The 18,902-nt window shown below is 67.2% G+C and carries 16 protein-coding genes; 14 read left to right on the top strand and 2 right to left on the bottom strand.

From position 1 onward, the window contains the following. The 14 genes from hpnK (at position 1) to DIE08_RS12745 (ending at position 15,505) form a co-directional block, all read left to right on the top strand. Positions 1-885 (top strand): hopanoid biosynthesis-associated protein HpnK, encoded by an 885-nt coding sequence (hpnK, locus tag DIE08_RS12825; protein ID WP_124902088.1) that lies wholly within the window; start codon positions 1-3, stop codon positions 883-885. Then, positions 882-1,922, top strand: coding sequence for a lysylphosphatidylglycerol synthase domain-containing protein (locus DIE08_RS12820; protein WP_124623267.1), 1,041 nt, complete (start codon positions 882-884; stop codon positions 1,920-1,922). Before hpnK ends, DIE08_RS12820 begins: the two co-directional genes overlap by 4 nt. A gap of 87 nt (positions 1,923-2,009) precedes the next feature. After that, on the top strand, positions 2,010-2,567 hold the full coding sequence (locus tag DIE08_RS12815) for a hypothetical protein (protein ID WP_059599148.1): 558 nt from the start codon (positions 2,010-2,012) through the stop codon (positions 2,565-2,567). A gap of 265 nt (positions 2,568-2,832) precedes the next feature. After that, positions 2,833-3,522 carry an ABC transporter permease gene (locus DIE08_RS12810; RefSeq protein ID WP_059523652.1) on the top strand — a complete coding sequence of 230 codons (690 nt, stop codon included), beginning with the start codon at positions 2,833-2,835 and terminating at the stop codon, positions 3,520-3,522. Next, positions 3,519-4,232, top strand: coding sequence for an ABC transporter permease (locus DIE08_RS12805; protein WP_059447650.1), 714 nt, complete (start codon positions 3,519-3,521; stop codon positions 4,230-4,232). The genes DIE08_RS12810 and DIE08_RS12805 overlap by 4 nt, the downstream gene beginning before the upstream one ends. Before the next feature lie 21 nt (positions 4,233-4,253). After that, positions 4,254-5,054, top strand: a complete 801-nt coding sequence (locus DIE08_RS12800) for an ABC transporter ATP-binding protein (protein WP_124902087.1) — start codon at positions 4,254-4,256, stop codon at positions 5,052-5,054. Between the two features lie 21 nt (positions 5,055-5,075). Continuing rightward, positions 5,076-6,113, top strand: coding sequence for a GlxA family transcriptional regulator (locus DIE08_RS12795; protein WP_059599151.1), 1,038 nt, complete (start codon positions 5,076-5,078; stop codon positions 6,111-6,113). A gap of 1,015 nt (positions 6,114-7,128) precedes the next feature. Next, positions 7,129-8,361 (top strand): aspartate aminotransferase family protein, encoded by a 1,233-nt coding sequence (locus DIE08_RS12780; RefSeq protein ID WP_059603334.1) that lies wholly within the window; start codon positions 7,129-7,131, stop codon positions 8,359-8,361. A 30-nt stretch (positions 8,362-8,391) separates the two neighbouring features. Further along, positions 8,392-9,444 (top strand): arginine/ornithine succinyltransferase subunit alpha, encoded by a 1,053-nt coding sequence (aruF, locus tag DIE08_RS12775; protein WP_124623257.1) that lies wholly within the window; start codon positions 8,392-8,394, stop codon positions 9,442-9,444. Beyond that, positions 9,441-10,487 carry an arginine N-succinyltransferase gene (gene astA, locus DIE08_RS12770; RefSeq protein ID WP_124623255.1) on the top strand — a complete coding sequence of 349 codons (1,047 nt, stop codon included), beginning with the start codon at positions 9,441-9,443 and terminating at the stop codon, positions 10,485-10,487. Before aruF ends, astA begins: the two co-directional genes overlap by 4 nt. Positions 10,488-10,494: 7 nt before the next feature. Then, complete coding sequence (gene astD, locus DIE08_RS12765; protein ID WP_124902086.1) at positions 10,495-11,958, top strand: succinylglutamate-semialdehyde dehydrogenase; 1,464 nt, start codon at positions 10,495-10,497, stop codon at positions 11,956-11,958. Positions 11,959-11,972: 14 nt separating this feature from the next. Then, on the top strand, positions 11,973-13,313 hold the full coding sequence (gene astB / locus DIE08_RS12760) for an N-succinylarginine dihydrolase (RefSeq protein ID WP_124623251.1): 1,341 nt from the start codon (positions 11,973-11,975) through the stop codon (positions 13,311-13,313). Positions 13,314-13,320: 7 nt separating this feature from the next. Then, positions 13,321-14,355: a succinylglutamate desuccinylase gene (gene astE / locus DIE08_RS12755; RefSeq protein ID WP_185715859.1), complete on the top strand. Its 1,035-nt coding sequence runs from the start codon at positions 13,321-13,323 to the stop codon at positions 14,353-14,355. A gap of 355 nt (positions 14,356-14,710) precedes the next feature. Next, on the top strand, positions 14,711-15,505 hold the full coding sequence (locus DIE08_RS12745) for an ABC transporter substrate-binding protein (RefSeq protein ID WP_059467138.1): 795 nt from the start codon (positions 14,711-14,713) through the stop codon (positions 15,503-15,505). Between the two features lie 70 nt (positions 15,506-15,575). Here the strand turns inward: DIE08_RS12745 and DIE08_RS12740 are convergent, their stop codons facing one another. Then, a complete protein-coding gene (locus DIE08_RS12740; RefSeq protein WP_124623247.1) occupies positions 15,576-17,087 on the bottom strand; it encodes an HDOD domain-containing protein in 1,512 nt (503 codons plus the stop codon). A 27-nt stretch (positions 17,088-17,114) separates the two neighbouring features. Next, positions 17,115-18,854 (bottom strand): cyclic di-GMP phosphodiesterase CdpA, encoded by a 1,740-nt coding sequence (gene cdpA / locus DIE08_RS12735; RefSeq protein ID WP_221622505.1) that lies wholly within the window; start codon positions 18,852-18,854, stop codon positions 17,115-17,117. Positions 18,855-18,902: the final 48 nt, after the last annotated feature.

Raw genomic sequence — 18,902 nt, 5'->3', positions numbered from 1 at the left:
GTGACGACGCAGCGGGCGGCGCGGGCGCTGATCTTCACCGCGGACGACTTCGGGCTGCACCCGCGCGTCAACGCGGCGGTCGAGCGCGCGCATCGCGACGGCGTGCTGAACGCCGCGAGCCTGATGGTCGGTGCGCCCGCGGCGCAGGATGCGATCGAACGCGCGCGGCGCCTGCCGTCACTCGCGGTCGGCCTGCATCTGGTCCTCGCGGACGGGCCTGCCACGCTGCCCGCGCATGAGATCCCCGCGCTCGTCGGCCCCGACGGGCGGTTCGGCGACGCGATGGCGAAGGACGGCTGCCGCTTCTTCTTCCTGCCGCACGTGCGCGCGCAGCTGCGCCGCGAGATCCGCGCGCAGTTCGAAGTTTTTGCGGCGAGCGGCCTGCCGCTCGACCACGTGAACGCGCACAAGCATTTCCACCTGCATCCGACCGTGCTGTCGATGATCATCGAGATCGGCCGCGACTACGGGCTGCGCGCGGTGCGGCTGCCGTACGAAACGAGCGCGCCCGCGCTGCTCAAGCCGTGGATCGCGCTGGTGCGCGCGCGGCTCGACCGCGCGGGGCTCGCACATAACGACTATGTGGTCGGGATCGAGCATACGGGCGCGATGGACGAGGCCGTGCTGCTCGACGCGCTGACCAAGCTGCCGCCCGGAGTCGGCGAGATCTACTGTCATCCGGCCGAAGCGGGCGACGGCCCGATCACGCCGACCATGGCCGATTACCGTCCGGTCGACGAACTGGACGCGCTGCTGTCGCCGCGCGTCGCGGCCGCGCTGAAGGCCGCAGGCGTCGCGACCGGCGGTTTTGCCGACGTATTCGGCCAGCCCGCAGTGCGGCGCGGCGCGCAATCGTCGCGCGCACCGGGAGCGCAGCCGTCATGACCAAGTGGATCAAATGGCTCGGCTGGCCGCTCGGCATCGGCATCCTCCTCGCGCTCGGGTTGCACGAAGGCATCGGCGACGTTACCCAGATGCTCGAGCGCGCCGGTTTCGCGCTGCTGTGGCTCGTGCCGTTCCACGCACTGCCGCTGCTGCTCGACGCGTATGCGTGGCACCAGTTGCTCGACCGGCGCGCGCCGCTGTCGTTCCTGTGGTGGGTCGCGACCGTGCGCGAAGCTGTGAACCGGCTGCTGCCGGTGGTCGGGATCGGCGGCGAGCTGGTCGGGATCCGGATGGCGCGCTGGCAGGTGCCCGATGCGAGCCGCGTGACCGCGTCGGTGATCGTCGAGGTGCTGGTGACGATCGTGGTCCAGTATGCGTTTGCCGCGCTCGGCCTCGTGCTGCTGCTCGCGACGACGCACGACATGGGCGGCGGCACGATCGGCCTCGCGCTGCTGCTGACGCTGCCGCTGCCGGTGCTCGGCGTCGTGCTGATGCGGCGCGGCGGAATCTTCCACGCGATCGAGCGATTCGCGGGGCGTCTGCTCGGCGATTCGCACCGGTTGCTGCAGGGCGTCGACGGCAAGCGGCTCGACGCCGACATCGATGGCCTGATGTCGCGCACCGGCCTGCTGTTCAGCGCGTTCTTCTGGCAGCTGTCCGGCTATGTGCTCGGCGCGCTCGAAATTTACTGGGCGCTCGCGCTGCTCGGCCATCCGGTATCGATCGGCGGCGCGATCGCCATCGAGGCGATGACGCAGGCCGTGCGGCATGCGGCGTTCATGGTGCCGGGCGGTCTCGGCGTGCAGGAGGCGACCGTCGTGCTGCTCGCGCAGATGTTCGGCGTCGATCGCGAGACGGCGCTGTCGCTCGCGCTGGTCAAGCGCGGCCGCGAGGTGCTGTTCGGCTGCCTGGCGCTCGGTTCGTGGCAGCTGGCCGAACTGGTGCGCACGCGCCGCCGGATCAAGGCCGCGCCGGCCGGGGCGCGCGCGGCGCAGGCGAGCCGCGAGGCCGAGGTGGAAACCGAAACGATGCATTGAACACGAGACGGGCCGCGCGCCCGTCTCGCGCTTTTGGCGTCGCGCGGGTATCCTTGCCGCGTGTTTTCTCGACGCGCATTTCTTCTGATGATTTTCCGTTTCCGGCTTCTTCCCGTGACGATGCTGGCCGCCGCGCTGGCGCTGACCGGCTGCGACGACAAGCAAGGCAATTTCGACGTGCAACGCATCAGGGACTTTTTCAACGCGATCAAGCCGGCACCGCTGCTGCTCAAGGGGCTGAAGGCCGGCGTATCCACCGAAGCCGACGTGCGCGCCACGATGGGCAAGCCCGAGACCGAGCGCGCCTTCACCGACGGCTCGAAGCGCCTCGAATATCCGCGCGGCCCGATGGGCAACCAGACCTGGTTCGTCGACCTCGACGCGAGCGGGCACTACACGGGCGCGACGCAGGTGCTGACCGCCGAGAATTTCGCGAAGGTGCGTCCCGGGATGACCGAGGACGAGGTGCGGCGCCTGCTCGGCAAGCCGGGCGACATCGCGCAGTACCCGCTGAAACCCGAGACGGTGTGGAGCTGGCGCTGGCTCGAGGACGGCGTGAACACCGACGCATTCTTTAACGTTCATTTCGGCCCGGACGGGCTTGTCTATACGACTTCGCGCTCCGACATCCTGAAGGGGCGGTGAGACCGGCTGCGGCGCTATATCGAAAAAGCGACCGGAAAATTGCAAAAAGTCCGCTTCCCTGCGTGTCATCCGACTGTCAGGAAGCGGCTTTTTTCCTTTTGAAACAGTGGCGTAGGCCGTGCCTGCAAATGGTGGGACGAATTGCTGCGGCGCAGCAATCGCGTGCACGGTGATTTGAGGCAATCAATTTCGCTTGCGACTATCCGCGTCAGCCCGGCGCGGAAAGGTATGCGCGCCGGTGTTCATATCAACACTGGAGACGCGCGTGTTCCTTTACGGCTTTGGTCCTGTTCTCTGGGCCGGCACCGTGCAGACCATCGAACTGTCGGTGCTGTCGCTCGCCGCCGCGGTGGCGCTGGGGCTGATCGGCGCGGTGGCGAAGCTGTCGCACAACCGGGTGCTGCGAGCGATCGCGACCGGTTATACGACGCTCATCCGCTCGGTGCCCGATCTCGTCCTGATGCTGCTGCTGTTCTACAGCATCCAGATCTGGCTGAACCAGTTCACCGACCTCGTCGGCTGGGACCAGATCGACATCGACCCGTTCGTCGCCGGCGTGCTGACGCTCGGCTTCATCTACGGCGCGTACTTCACCGAGACGTTCCGCGGTGCGTTCCTGTCGGTGCCGCGCGGCCAGCTCGAGGCCGGCGCGGCGTACGGGATGAGCGGCATGCGCGTGTTCGTGCGGATCATGTTTCCGCAGATGATGCGTTTCGCGCTGCCGGGCATCGGCAACAACTGGCAGGTGCTTGTGAAGGCGACCGCGCTGGTGTCGATCATCGGTCTCGCGGACGTCGTGAAGGCCGCGCAGGACGCCGGCAAGAGCACGTTCAACATGTTCTTCTTCATCCTCGTCGCGGCGCTGATCTACCTCGCGATCACGACCGTTTCCAACCTCGTGCTGATCCAGCTCGAGAAGCGTTATTCCATGGGCGTGCGGCACGCAGAACTATGATCGAGATCCTCCAGGAATTCGGCCAGGCGTTCCTTTACTGGGACGGCCAGCGCCTCTCCGGCCTTGCGGTGACGTTGTGGCTGCTCGTCGCGTCGATTTCGCTCGGCTTCGTGTGCGCAGTGCCGCTCGCGGTCGCGCGCGTATCGAAGAAGAAGTGGCTTTCGATGCCGGTGCGGTTCTACACGTACGTGTTCCGCGGCACGCCGCTCTACGTGCAACTGCTGCTGATGTACACGGGCATGTACAGCCTCGAGTTCGTGCGGTCGCACTCGCTGCTCGACGCGTTTTTCCGCAGCGGCTTCAATTGCGCGATCCTCGCGTTCGCGCTGAACACCTGCGCGTATACGACCGAGATCTTCGCCGGCGCGATTCGCGCGATTCCGCACGGCGAGGTCGAGGCAGCGCGTGCTTACGGGATGTCGCCGTTCACGATGTACCGCCGGGTGATCCTGCCGTCGGCGCTGCGCCGCGCGCTGCCGCTGTACAGCAACGAGGTGATCCTGATGCTGCACGCGACCACCGTCGCGTTCACGGCGACCGTGCCCGACATCCTGAAGGTCGCGCGCGACGCCAATTCCGCGACCTACATGGCGTTCCAGTCGTTCGGAATCGCCGCGCTGATCTATCTTGCGGTATCGTTCGCACTCGTCGCGGCATTTCGCCGGGCGGAGCGCCACTGGCTCGCGTATCTCGCGGCCGGCCGTCATTGATTTCACTTCGAGGAGAGCCAGTTGGCCGAGATCACTCAAACGAGCGCGTCCGCTTCCGTCAAGCTTGCAGCGGTCGACATTCACAAGCGCTACGGCGACAACGAGGTGCTCAAGGGCGTATCGTTGAACGCGAAGGCGGGCGACGTCATCAGCATCATCGGTGCGAGCGGTTCGGGCAAGAGCACGTTCCTGCGCTGCATCAATTTTCTCGAGCGGCCGAATGCGGGGCAGATCGTCGTCGACGGCGAGGCGGTGCGCACGAAGACCGACCGCGCCGGCGCGCTCGAGGTTGCCGATCACAAGCAGTTGCAGCGCATCCGCACGAAGCTCGCGATGGTGTTCCAGCACTTCAATCTGTGGGCGCACATGAACGTGCTCGGGAACGTGATGGAAGCGCCGGTGCACGTGCTCGGCATTTCGAAGAAGGAAGCCGAGGAGCGTGCGCGCGAGTATCTCGAAAAGGTCGGCCTCGCGCCGCGCGTCGAGAAGCAGTATCCGTCGCATCTTTCGGGCGGCCAGCAGCAGCGTGTCGCGATCGCGCGTGCGCTGGCGATGCATCCCGACGTGATGCTGTTCGACGAGCCGACCTCGGCGCTCGACCCGGAACTGGTCGGCGAAGTGCTGAAGGTGATGCAGAAGCTGGCCGAGGAAGGCCGCACGATGATCGTCGTCACGCACGAGATGGGTTTCGCGCGCAACGTGTCGAACCACGTGATGTTCCTGCATCAGGGGCGGACCGAGGAAGAGGGTGATCCGAAGGAGGTGCTGGTGCGTCCGCAGAGCGAGCGTCTGAAGCAGTTCCTGTCGGGCAGTCTCAAGTAACGCGAAGGGCGGGTTTCATACGTGGTACCGGTGTCTCGTCCCGCAGGCGCCACCCGCACGACGCAGGTGGTGATCGTTGCATTGCCGCCCGTGTCGATGTCGGGCGTGGGTCCGATCGTCGATGCGTTGCATCTCGCGAACGAGATCGACGGGCGCTTGCTGTATCGCTGGCAGGTGTGTTCGTGGGACGGGCGGCCGGTGCCGCTCGTCGGCGGGGCGCAGTGGCATGCCGATGCGGCGTTCAACGATGCGATCGCGTGCGACTGGCTGATCGTCGTGTCGGAGCGGTTTCAGCAGTTTGCCGACTACCGGTTGTTTCTCGCGAGTCTCGCGCGGGTCGGGCAGCGGACGCCGGTCGTGACCGGCATTCATCACGGCGTGTGGTGGCTTGCGATGGCCGGACAGCTTTCCGGATATCGCGTGAGCGTGAACTGGGAGACGTATCAGCAGTTCGCCGAGCAGTTCGAGCGGTCGATCGTCACGCAGCAGATCTTCGAGATCGATCGGGACCGCGCGACCTGCGCGGGTGGGCAGGCTACCGTGGATTTCATGCTGGCCATGATCGGCCGGGAACATGGGCCCGATCTCGGTGAGCGGATTGCCGATGCGCTCGGGGCCGGCACGCTGCGCAGCGGCGAGGAGCGGCAGCGGATTCCTTTCGTGACTGCGCCGGGCGAGCGGCATCCTCGGCTGAACGATGCATTGCTGTTGATGGAAGCCAATATCGAGGATCCCCTGACGACCGACGAGATCGCCGGGCTCGTGGGCGTGTCGCGGCGGCAGCTCGAAAGGCTCTTTCGGCAGTATCTCGGGGCGATGCCCTCCAAGTATTACCTCAATCTCCGGTTGCTCAAGGCAAGGACGCAGTTGCAGCGCACGAGCAAATCGGTCGTGCAGGTCAGTCTCGCTTGTGGGTTTTCTTCTGCTGCGCATTTTTCCAATGCCTATCGGGAGCGGTTCGGCGTGACGCCACGCGAGGACCGGCGAGCCTGGCTCGAAAAGCAAACCGGGAGTGAGCCTCGCGGGGGGGCGTTGGTCGAGCGCGGGGCGAAGGATTGATTCTCGTGGGTTGCTCGCCGGTTGGCGTGAAGCACCTGTGATCGTGTCGGTCTATTAGCGTCGCCCCTGCGCGGGGCGGCGGTTACTTTTCTTTGTCTTGCCAAAGAAAAGTAACCAAAAGAAAGGCGCTGTGAAAACGCATGACTTCCCGGTGCCGTGGCCCACGAAGTGGCCCTCGCCTAAAAGTGTCGGCGCCAATCAGGAAACCGGAGTGGTTCGAGCAATGGTTCTGACACCTCTCACCACACAACAAAGCGGTATACCGCCCGCGAGCTCCATCCTCGCTTCGCTCGGCTGCAAGGTACTTCAAGCCGCGCGGTTTGCGTTTATGTGCTTCCACTCGCGAAGCATTGCCGGGGCCGGCACGCTCGCCGTTTGTATGGTCGGGCCGGTTGTCTGCCATCAATGCTGGGCCAGCGGCGCTATGCCGGCGCGCGTTTCCGCATGTGCGTTGAGTGCGTCCCTTTTTCTGAAGTAAGGGATGCGGATCGCATGCGTCCCGGATTCTGGGCGTGGATTATTTCGATAGTGCTGCCTGAGGGGATGTACCTTGCAGCCGAGCGAAGCGAGGATGGAGCTAGCGGGCGGTATACCGCTCCGTCGGGTGGTGCGACGAGTCAGAACCATTGCTCGAACCACTCCGGTTTCCTGACTGGCGCGGACACTTAGGCGAGGGCCACTTTGTTGACCACGGCACCGGGAGGTCATGCGTTTTCACAGCGCCTTTCTTTTGGTTACTTTTCTTTGGCAAGACAAAGAAAAGTAACCGCCGCCCCGCGCAGGGGCGACGCTAATAGACCGACACGATCACAGGTGCTTCGCGAAGAACGTGGGCGCACCACCCGAGAAGCCCCCAAAAAAACACCGCCACCCCCGACCCCCCCGCCGGGAAGGGCAAAATAGACCGAAGAAAAGCGCTTCCGATAGAACCCGTCGCAAATCCGCAAGACGCTTGCGTCACCCTTACCTAAACTTGATCCTGTTGAACCCTCTTACGAAACCGAAAGGAACGACCATGACGACCTCGACCGTGACCCGCCAGACATTCGATGAAGTGATGGTGCCGGTATTCTCCCCCGCGCCGTTCGTGCCGGACCGTGCAGAGGGCTCGCGCGTGTGGGACACGGCCGGCCGCGAGTATGTGGATTTCGCGTGCGGCATCGCAGTGACGTCGCTGGGCCACGGCCACCCGGAACTGCTGAAGGTCCTGGACGAACAAGGCCGCAAGCTCTGGCACATCGGCAACGGCTACACGAACGAGCCGGTGCTGCGCCTCGCCAAGCGCCTCGAATCGCTGACCTTCGCCGACCGCGCGTTCTTCGCGAACTCGGGCGCGGAAGCGAACGAAGCCGCGCTGAAACTCGCACGCCGCGTCGCATTCGACCGCCATGGCGCCGACAAATACGAAATCGTGTCGTTCGTCCAGTCGTTCCACGGCCGCACGTTCTTCACGGTCAGCGTCGGCGGCCAGCCGAAATACTCGGAAGGCTTCGGCCCGGTGCCGGCCGGCATCAAGCACCTGCCGTTCAACGACATCGAAGCCGCGAAGGCCGCGATCGGCCCGCAAACCTGCGCGGTGATCGTCGAGCCGGTGCAGGGCGAAGGCGGGGTGATCCCGGCCGATCCGGCCTTCCTGAAGGCACTGCGCGAAGCATGCGACGCGAACGACGCACTGCTGATCTTCGACGAAGTGCAAACGGGCGTCGGCCGCACGGGCCAGTTCTACGCGTACATGGACACGGGCGTCACGCCGGACATCCTCACGACCGCGAAAGCGCTCGGCAACGGCTTCCCGATCGGCGCGATGCTGACGACGAACGAATTGGCCGCACACTTCAAGGTCGGCGTGCACGGCACGACGTACGGCGGCAACCCGCTCGCGTCGGCGATCGCGGACAAGGTCGTCGAACTGATCGGCGATCCTGCATTGCTCGAAGGCGTGCGCGAACGCAGCGTTCGGCTGAAGGGCGCGCTGGAACGCATCAACGCACGCTTTGGCATCTTCAAGGACATCCGCGGCAAGGGCCTGCTGGTCGGCGCGGAACTCACCGCCGCATTCGACGGCCGCGCGAAGGACTTCGTCGCCGCCGCCGCCGAGAACGGCCTGATCATGCTGATCGCGGGCCCGAACGTGCTGCGCTTCGTCCCGTCGCTCGTGATCCCGTTCGACCTGCTCGACGAAGGCATGAAGCGCTTCGAGAAGGCAGTCGAGCAGGTGCTCGCGGCCCAGGAAGCCACCGCGCGCTGATCGGCGCACCCATCGCAGACAGGAACGACGATGCTATTTGTTCGCCCCGGCAAACTCACGGATCTCGATGCGCTCGCGCACATGGCGCGCACCGCGCAGCCGGTCCTGCACTCGCTGCCGCACGACCGCGCGGCGCTCGAAGCGCGCGTGGCGCTCTCCGAGGATTCGTTTCGCGCGGACGTCGATTTCGCCGGCGAAGAGTTCTATCTCTTCGTGCTCGAGGATTCGTCGACGGGCAAGCTGCTCGGCACGGCGAGCATCGTGGCCGCGGCCGGCTACTCGGAACCGTTCTACGCGTTCCGCAACGACGCACTGATCCACGCGTCGCGCGAGTTGCACGTGAACCGCAAGATCCACGCGCTCACGATGTCGCATGAGCTGACCGGCAAGAGCCGGCTGGCGGGCTTCTACGTCGATCCGTCGCTGCGCGGCGACGCGGCCGCCCACCTGATTTCGCGTGCGCGGATGATGTACATCGCCGCCAACCGCCGCCGCTTCACGCCGGAAGTGTTCACGCTGCTGCTCGGCGTGAGCGACGACACGGGCGCATCGCCGTTCTGGGAAGCGGTGGGCCGCAAGTTCTTCGGCCGCAACTTCACCGACGTCGACATCGCGTCGGGCGGCCGCAGCCGCACGTTCATCGCGGAAGTGATGCCGGCGTATCCGCTCTACGTGCCGCTGCTGCCGGAAGCGGCGCAGCGCGTGCTCGGCGAGCCGAACGAAACGGCACTGCTCGCCTACGACATCCATCTCGAGGAAGGTTTCGAGCCGGACCGCTTCGTCGACATCTTCGACGCGGGCCCGGTGCTGACCGCGCAGGTCGACCGCACCGCATGCGTGAAGCACGGCGCGGAGCGCACCGTGCGCGAAGCCGCGCGTCAGCAGGGCGATGTCGCGTACATGGTGTCGACGGGCAGCGGCGAATCGTTCCGCTGCGTGCTGGCCGACCTGCCGGGCGACACGGCCGACGCGCCGCTGGCCGGCGACGTGCGCGCGGCGCTCGATGTGAAGGATGGTGATGTCGTGCGCTGCGTGCCGCTGCATCGCCGCGACGATGAAGAGATGAAGGGAGACGCAGCATGATCGTCGTTCGGGTCGTACAAACGGGCGACGTCGACGCGCTCGTGTCGCTCGCGAAGGAAACCGGGCCGGGCCTGACCACGTTCAAGCCCGACCGCGACGCGCTCGCCGCGCGCATCGAACGTACGCGTCGCACGCTCGACGGCGAGGCCGCGCCGGGCGAAGCCGGCTACTTCTTCGTGATGGAAGATTCGAAGACGGGCGACATCGCGGGCGTGTGCGGGATCGAGTCGCAGGTCGGCCTCGAACAGCCGTTCTACAACTATCGCGTGAGCACGGTCGTGCATGCGAGCCAGGAGCTCGGCGTGTGGACGCGGATGCACGCGCTGAACATCTCGCACGACCTGACTGGCTACGCGGAAGTGTGCTCGCTGTTCCTGAGCCCGCGCTATCGCACGGGCGGCGTCGGCGGCCTGCTGTCGCGCTCGCGCTTCATGTTCATTGCGCAGTTCCGCGACCGCTTTCCGGAACGCATCTGCGCGGAGCTGCGCGGCCACTTCGACGAGGACGGCACGTCGCCGTTCTGGCGCGCGGTCGGTTCGCACTTCTACCAGATCGATTTCAACGCGGCCGACTACCTGAGCTCGCACGGCCGCAAGTCGTTCCTCGCGGAACTGATGCCGCGCTATCCGGTGTACGTCGACCTGCTGCCGCAGGACGCGCAGGACGCGGTCGGCCTCACGCACCGCGACACGCTGCCGGCCCGCAAGATGCTCGAAGCGGAAGGGCTGCGCTACCAGAATCACGTCGATATCTTCGACGCGGGCCCGGTGCTCGAATGCCACGTCAACGACCTGCGCACGGTGCGCGAAAGCGTCGTCGTGCCGGTCGCGATCGGCGAGCCGGATGCGCGAGAGGATGCGTGGGGCGGCCATCCGCCGAAGTCGCTCGTGTCGAATACGTCGCTCGGCGATTTCCGCGTCGGCGTCGCGCCGGGCGTGGTCGCGAATGGCTCGTTCGTGCTGTCGGCCGACGATGCCGCCGCGCTCGACGTGAAGGCCGGCGATCCGGTCCGCGTGCTGCCGCTCAAAGTCAAACAGGGATAAACGAATCATGACGGAACTCTTCATCGACGGCGCCTGGGTCGCAGGCTCGGGCCCCGTCTTCGCTTCGCGCAACCCGGGCACCGACGCGATCGCATGGCAGGGCGACAGCGCATCGGCGGCCGACGTCGACCGCGCGGTCGCGAGCGCGCGTCGCGCATTCGCCGGCTGGTCGGCACTCGACTTCGAATCGCGCTGCGCGATCGCCAAGCGCTTCGCGGCGCTGCTCACCGAGCGCAAGGAAGCGATCGCCACCGCGATCGGCCGCGAGACGGGCAAGCCGCTGTGGGAAGCGCGCACCGAAGTCGCGGCGATGGCCGCGAAGGTCGGCATCTCGATCCAGGCGTACCAGGAACGCACCGGCGAGAAGCGCCAGGACATGGCCGACGGCGTCGCGGTGCTGCGCCATCGTCCGCACGGCGTCGTCGCGGTGTTCGGCCCGTACAATTTTCCCGGCCACTTGCCGAACGGCCATATCGTGCCGGCGCTGATCGCGGGCAACACGGTCGTGTTCAAGCCGTCGGAGCTCGCGCCGGGCGTCGCGCGCGCGACGGTCGAGGTGTGGCAGGAAGCCGGGCTGCCGGCCGGCGTGCTGAACCTCGTGCAGGGCGAGAAGGACACGGGCATCGCGCTCGCGAATCATCGGCAGATCGACGGGCTGTTCTTCACCGGCAGCTCGGACACCGGCACGCTGCTGCACAAGCAGTTCGGCGGCCGTCCGGAAATCGTGCTCGCGCTCGAGATGGGCGGCAACAACCCGCTCGTGATCGGCGAAGTCGAGGACATCGACGCGGCCGTGCATCACACGATCCAGTCGGCGTTCCTGTCGGCCGGCCAGCGCTGCACGTGCGCACGCCGCATCTTCGTGCCGCAAGGCGCGTTCGGCGACCGCTTCCTCGCACGTTTCGCCGACGTCACGTCGAAGATCACGGCCGACGTGTTCGACGCCGATCCGCAGCCGTTCATGGGCGCGGTGATCTCGGCACGCGCGGCCGCGAAGCTCGTCGACGCGCAGTCGCGTCTGATCGAGCAGGGCGCGAAGCCGATCATCGCGATGACGCAGCGCGATCCGCGCCTCGGTTTCGTGAACGCGTCGATCATCGACGTGACCGGCGTGGCGAACCTGCCCGACGAAGAGCATTTCGGCCCGCTCGCGCAGATCGTCCGCTACGCGACGTTCGACGAAGCGATCGAGCGCGCGAACGACACGGCGTTCGGCCTGTCCGCCGGCTTGCTGGCCGACGACGCGCAGGCATGGGACCACTTTCGCCGCACGATCCGGGCGGGGATCGTCAACTGGAACCGCCCGACCAACGGTGCATCGTCCGCCGCACCGTTCGGCGGCACGGGCCGCTCGGGCAATCATCGGCCGAGCGCGTACTACGCGGCCGACTATTGCGCGTATCCGATGGCGTCGGTGGAAAGCACCGAACTGACCTTGCCCGCGAGCCTGTCGCCGGGCCTGCATTTCTGATCGAGGGAACGACGATGAACGCACAAGAAGCCAATTTCGACGGACTCGTCGGCCCGACCCACAACTACGCCGGGCTGTCGTTCGGTAACGTGGCGTCGCTCAACAACGAGAAGTCGGCCGCGAACCCGAAGGCCGCCGCGAAGCAGGGGCTGCGCAAGATGAAGCAGCTCGCGGATCTCGGCTTCGCGCAAGGCGTGCTGCCGCCGCAGGAGCGCCCGTCGCTGCGCCTGTTGCGCGAGCTCGGCTTCTCCGGCAAGGACGCGGACGTGATCGCGAAGGCCGCGAAGCAGGCGCCCGAATTGCTCGCCGCGGCGAGCTCGGCGTCGGCAATGTGGACCGCGAACGCGGCCACCGTCAGCCCGTCGGCCGACACGAGCGACGGCCGCGTGCACTTCACGCCGGCCAACCTGTGCAGCAAGCTGCATCGCGCGATCGAGCACGAAGCGACGCGCCGCACGCTGTCGACGCTGTTCGCCGATCCCGCGCACTTCGCGGTGCACGAGGCGCTGACGGGCACGCCGGCACTCGGCGACGAGGGGGCCGCGAACCATACGCGCTTTTGCGCGGAATACGGCCAGCCGGGCGTCGAGTTCTTCGTATACGGCCGCGCGGAATATCGCCGCGGCCCGGAGCCGAAGCGCTTCCCGGCGCGCCAGACCTTCGAGGCGAGCCGCGCGGTCGCGCATCGCCACGGTCTCGCCGAGACGGCGACGGTCTATGCGCAGCAGGATCCGGACGTGATCGATGCAGGCGTGTTCCACAACGACGTGATCTCGGTCGGCAACCGCGACACGCTGTTCACGCACGAGCGCGCGTTCGTCAACAAGCAGGCGATCTACGACACGCTGACCGCCGCGCTCGACGCGCGCGGCGCGCGCCTGAACGTGATCGAGGTGCCCGATGCGGCCGTGAGCGTGAACGACGCTGTCACGTCGTATCTGTTCAACAGCCAGCTGCTGTCGCGCGCGGACGGCTCGCAGGTGCTCGTCGTGCCGCAGGAGTGCCGCGAGAACGCGAACGTCGCCGCCTATCTGGACCAGCTCGCGGCCGGCAACGGGCCGATCCGGGACGTGCTGGTGTTCGACCTGCGCGAAAGCATGAAGAACGGCGGCGGCCCCGCGTGCCTGCGCCTGCGCGTCGTGCTGAACGAGGCCGAGCGCGCGGCCGTCACGTCGAACGTGTGGATCAACGACACGCTGTTCGCGTCGCTCGACGCGTGGATCGAAAAGCACTACCGCGACCGTCTCGCACCGGAAGACCTCGCCGATCCGACGCTGCTCGACGAATCGCGCACGGCGCTCGACGAACTCACGCAGATCCTGCGCGTCGGGTCGCTGTATGACTTCCAGCGCTGAGTCCGGCATGCCGGGCGCCGCGCTGCTCGACGATTTTCTCGCGTTCACGCTCGCGGGCGGCGCGCCGCCCGTGACGGACGGCACGGGCGCGGGCGGTGCGGTGCGCTGGCAATGGCTCGGCGACGGGCTGCTCCAACTCGCGCCGGCTTCGGCCAATGGGGCCGGCGACGCGGCGAGCGTGCTCGTGTCGGCCGGCGTGCATGGCGACGAGACTGCGCCGATCGAGCTGCTGTCGATGCTCGTGCGCGATCTCGCGGCAGGCACGCTGCCGCTCGCGTGCCGATTGCTCGTCGTGCTCGGCAACGTGCCGGCGATGCGCGCGGGCGAACGCTATCTCGACGACGACCTGAACCGCCTGTTCAGCGGCCGTCACGCGCAAGTGCCCGCGAGCCGCGAGGCGCCGCGCGCGGTGCAACTCGAAGCGGCGGCTGCCGCGTTCTTCGCGGCCGCGCCGGCGGGCGGTGCGCGCTGGCACATCGACATGCACACGGCGATCCGCGCATCGGTGTTCGAGCAGTTCGCGCTGCTGCCGCACACGGGCACGCCGCCGACCCGCGCGATGGTCGAATGGCTCGGCGATGCGCGCATCGCGGCCGTGCTGTTGCATAGCGCGAAGGGCAATACGTATTCGCATTACACGGCCGAGCATTGCGGCGCGCACGCGTGCACGCTCGAACTCGGCAAGGTGCGGCCGTTCGGCCAGAACGATCTGTCGCGCTTCGCGTCGGCCGATCATGCGGTGCGCAACCTCGTCTCGGGCGCGCCGCGCGACGTCGACCCTCCGCCGTTGCCGCGCGTGTTCACGGTGATCGACCAGATCACGAAGCAGAGCGACGCGCTCGAGTTGTTCGTCGCGGCCGACGTCGCGAACTTCACCGCGTTCGCGCGCGGCACCGTGCTCGCGCAGGACGGCGACTACCGCTACACGGTGCAGCACGACGAGGAGCGCATCGTGTTTCCGAATCCGACCGTGAAGCCGGGTTTGCGCGCGGGCCTGCTCGTCGTCGACACCACGCGCGAGACGCTCGCCGCACTCGTCTGACGGAAGACCGGCGGTGCGCGGCTACGGCGATCCGTCGCCCGCGCATCGTCCGGCAGCATCCCCGAAGTGCGTCGACGCCCGCATGCCGCGCAGACGGCCCGCGCGTCGCGCCTTGCGTATTTGCGACATCGTCTTGCAAGTTCGACGGCGTATCCGGTCGTCATCGCGCATGCAGTGCAGCATCGTGTGCCGGCGGCCGCTTTGCCGTATCGGGCCTCGCGGATTGGTACAATCGCGGCCTTGCGGCTGTTGCGCCGCATCAAGGCGCGGCATCGGCATTGTGGTTGTCATCCGACCCTGCAATGATGCATGCGCCCGTAGTTCCGGAACATTCGAGTATCGAGGAGAACACCTGATGAAGTTGGATTGGCGTAAAGTGGCCGCGCACGCGGTAGTGGCGGCATCGGCCGTGGCGGCAGGCAGCGCGATGGCTGCGGATCTGAAGGAGATCCGGTTCGGCGTCGAGGCCTCGTACGCGCCGTTCGAATACAAGACGCCCGACGGCAAGCTGACCGGCTTCGACATCGACATCGGCAACGCGGTGTGCGCGAAGCTGAAGACGAAGTGCGTGTGGGTCGAGAACGACTTCGACGGCCTGATCCCCGCGCTGCAGGCGCGCAAGTTCGACGCGATCAACTCGGACATGACGATCACCGACCAGCGCAAGCACGCGATCGCGTTCACCGATCCGATCTACACGATCCCGAACCAGCTGATCGCGAAGCAGGGCAGCGGCCTGCTGCCGACCCCGCAAGCGCTGAAGGGCAAGCGCGTCGGCGTGCTGCAGGGCACGATCCAGGAAGCGTACGCGAAGAAGAAGTGGGCGCCGGCCGGCGTCGACGTCGTGCCGTACCAGACGCAGGACCTGGCCTACGCGGACCTGAAGTCCGGCCGTCTCGACGCGACGTTCCAGGATTCGGAGGCGGGCTCGAAGGGCTTCCTGTCGAAGCCGCAAGGCCAGGGCTTCGGCTTCGCCGGCGGCACGGTCAGCGATGCGGAGATCCTCGGCTCGGGCGTCGGTTTCGGTCTGCGCAAGAACGACGCGGCGCTGAAGACGGCGCTCGATCAGGCGCTGAAGGAACTGAAGGCCGACGGCACGATCGACAACCTCGCGAAGAAGTACTTCAGCGTGCCGGTCACGCTCAAGTAAGCGTTTCGATCCGTCGCACGATGCAGCCGGCCGCTTTCGCGGCCGGTTTGCTTTTGGGGCGCCCCTTGCGTTACGCGGGGAAGAACCGCCCCAGTTCCCGCGCGAGCTCGTTCAGCACGCTCATCTCCTGCTGCGTGATCTTGCGCGCCGGCTGCGCACCGGCCCAGTCGCCGTAAAGCAGGCCGACGGTCTTCGTGCCGACGCGTACCGGCAGCAGCACGAACGCGCGCGTGCCGGGAAGCGCATTGAGATACCACGCGGGCAGGCGCTTCACCATCTTCGGGTCCTGCGCCTGCTCGATGAAGATGCCGACCGAGTTCGTGATCGCGAGATGGAACACGTCCGGCTCGAACCGCTCGTCGAAGCACAGCCGGTCGAGCGCCGCGTCGACGTCCTGGCCGAAGCCGAGCCGCGCGGCGAACGCGCCGTCTTCACGGCGCACGAACATCACGGTGCGCGTGAACGCGAGGCCCGCGAGCAGGCTTTCCGACGCGAGTGCGAGCACCGGCGTCAGCACGTGTTCGGACGGCAGCGCGCGCAGGTCGGCGAGGCCGGCCTCGAGGCATGCCTCGGGGTCGGGCTGCGCCCGTGCGATCGCGTCGGCGTTCGCGCGCAGCTCGACGATCTCGCGCATCACGGTGTCGCTCGCTTCCTCGCGTGCGAGCCGGTCGGCGATTTCCACCAGCGCGTCGGCGTCGATATCCAGCTCCTGCGCGTAGTGCTGCGCGAGCGCCGCGATATGCGCATCGCGCTGCGGGCCAGCAGGCATCGCGAGCGCACCGGCGACGTCGGTCGAGCAGCGGCTCACCGCGCGCAGCCAGCGCACGCGCTCGGGGCTGTCGTCGGCGCAGGCGTCGCGGGGCCGCTGGCGGTCTTCGTCGATGTCGTCCTCGTCGAGGCCGGCGGCGTGTGCGCTACCGCCGTCGCCGTCGGCCATGCCGGCGCGGATCACGTCGGGCAGTCGCCAGCTCGCGGCGGCCTCGAGACCGATCTCGTCGAAGCCGACGCCCAGGACGTCGACACACGCGGCCGCTTCGTCGCCGTTCAGCTCGGCGGCGCGGCGCCGGATCCGGTCCCACTCGCTGTCGAGATAGCACACCACCAGGAGCTTGCCGACCTGACGCATCAGCGTGCAGACGACGGCTTCCTCGCCGCCGCGCAACTCGGCATGCTCGGTCAGCTTGCGGGCGACGCAACCGGACAGCAGTGCGCGGTTCAGCTCGAGCTTCGCGTCGATGCGGCGCGGCGTGCTTTGGTGGAAATGGTCGACGAGCTTGAGCCCGACGACGAGATGGCCGACGGTGTCCATGCCGAGCACCATCAGCGCCCGCGTGACGGTCGTGATGTTGCCGCCGAACGCCATGTACATCGCGGAATTGGCGAGCCGCAGGACTTTCTGCGTGAGCGCGAAATCCGACAGCACGACGCTCACGAGCGCGGTGAAGTCGAGATCGTCGTTCTTCATCGCGGCCATCGTCGCGCGTAGCGACTCCGACAGCAGCGGGAAGTCGCCCCGTTCGTTCATCCGGGCCCACAGCTTGTCGAGCAGCGCCGTGCGGGGCAGGTGTGCGGTGATTGACATACGGATGTATCCGGTTCGCCGCGCGCGTCAGGCGGCGTGCAGGCGCAACTGCTGCGCCTCGAAGCGCCGCGCGAGCTCCTCGGACGGCAGCGCCTGACAGACGAGCCAGCCCTGGATGTGGTTGCAGCCCATCTCGGTCAGCAGTTCGCGCTGCGCCTCGGTCTCGACGCCTTCCGCGACGAGCTCGAGATCGAGCGTTTGCGCGAGGCCGACCACCGCCGACACGATCGCGCGGTCGTTGCGCGACGTCAGCAGGTTTTCGACGAAGCTGCGGTCGATCTTCAGCTTCGCGAGCGGGAAGCGCTGCAGGTACGCAAGGCTCGAATAGCCGGTACCGAAATCGTCGATCGCGAAGCGGATGCCGAGCGCGGTCAGCTCCTCGAGCAGCCCCTTCGCCTGGACGGGATCGTGCATCAGCAGGCTTTCGGTGATTTCCAGCACGATGCGGCGCGGGTCGATGCCCGTCAACGCGATCGCCTCGCGCACGCTTTGCGTGAAGCGCGGGTCGCGGAACTGCTGCGGCGACACGTTGACCGCCACATACTGCAGCGCGAGCCCCTGGCGATCCCAGGCGACGAGCTGCATGCACGCGGCCTTGAGCACCCAGTTGCCGAGATAGTTGATGAGGCCGATCGATTCGGCGAGCGGAATGAAGGTTGCCGGCGGCACGAGGCCGTGCACGGGATGACGCCAGCGGATCAGCGCCTCGACGCCGTCCACCGCACCCGACTGGCTGCGCGTGATCGGCTGGAAGTGCAGCGAGAACTCGCCGTTGCGCACGCCGTCGTACAGGTCGGCCTCGAGCTTCAGTCGTTCCGCGTCGGCCGGATCGTCGACCGGCTCATGGAACGCGAGCGCATTGCCGCCGGCCGCCTTTGCCTGCGCGAGCGCATGGTCGGCGCGGCGCAGCAGCGGGCTGTGATGCTGCGCGCGATGGTGTGCGGCGCGTTCGTCCGGGTACAGCGCGATGCCGATGCTCGCGGACAGGTGGACGGTCTGCCCCTGGTAGGCGTAAGGCTCACGCACCGCGGCCTGCAGCCGGCGCGCGAGCGCGTCGGCGGCATCGCTTGCCCGCGCGCGGTCCGGCGCGGTGAACACGATCGCGAACTTGTCGCTCGCGACGCGCGCGAGCTGCTCGCCGGGCGCGACGAGCGCCTGCAGCCGCTGCGCGGTGTCGCGCAGCAGCGTGTCGCCGGCGTCGTAGCCGAGCGCGCGGTTGATGCGCTGGTAGTCGTCGAGGTCGAGCAGCAGCAGCGCCGCGCAGGTGCCGCTTTCGTCGGCGGCCTGCTGCGCGCGCATCAGCGCGGGCACGAGCGCGGACAGATTGTCGAGCCCCGTCATCGGGTCGTGGTGCATTTCGTACGTCAGGCGCGCCTCGAGCGCACGCCAGGCCGACACGTCGAACGCCGCGATCGCGAAGCCATCGACGCCGTGGTGGCGGCTCTTGAACGCGCGGATCTCGACGTCGAGCGGGTAGGTGAGCGACTTGACGATGCACATCGTCGCCTTTTCGACCTGGCCGGAACGCGCGGCGCGCGCAAGCAGACCTTCGAGCGCCGCGGTATCCTGTTCCGCGATCAGGTCGCGCAGCGTCAGCGTGTGCAGGTAGTCGCGGTGATAACCGATGAAGCGCAGGCTTGCGTCGGACACGTACAGAAAGCGCAGCTCGCGGTCGACATGGGCGAGGAAATCCACCGTGCCGACCGTCTGTTCCAGCCAGTTGCGCACGGTGTCGTCGCGGCGCGGCATGCCGGCGCGTGCAGGCATCAGCGCGCCGCCCGACCAGGCGAAGCGGCGCAGCGTATGCAAGGCGTT

The organism is Burkholderia sp. Bp9004 (assembly GCF_003858025.1).
Taxonomy (GTDB): Bacteria; Pseudomonadota; Gammaproteobacteria; order Burkholderiales; family Burkholderiaceae; genus Burkholderia; species Burkholderia diffusa.
The sequence above is the reverse complement of the archived record's forward strand: the minus strand, read 5'-3'. Positions and strand labels throughout refer to the sequence as shown.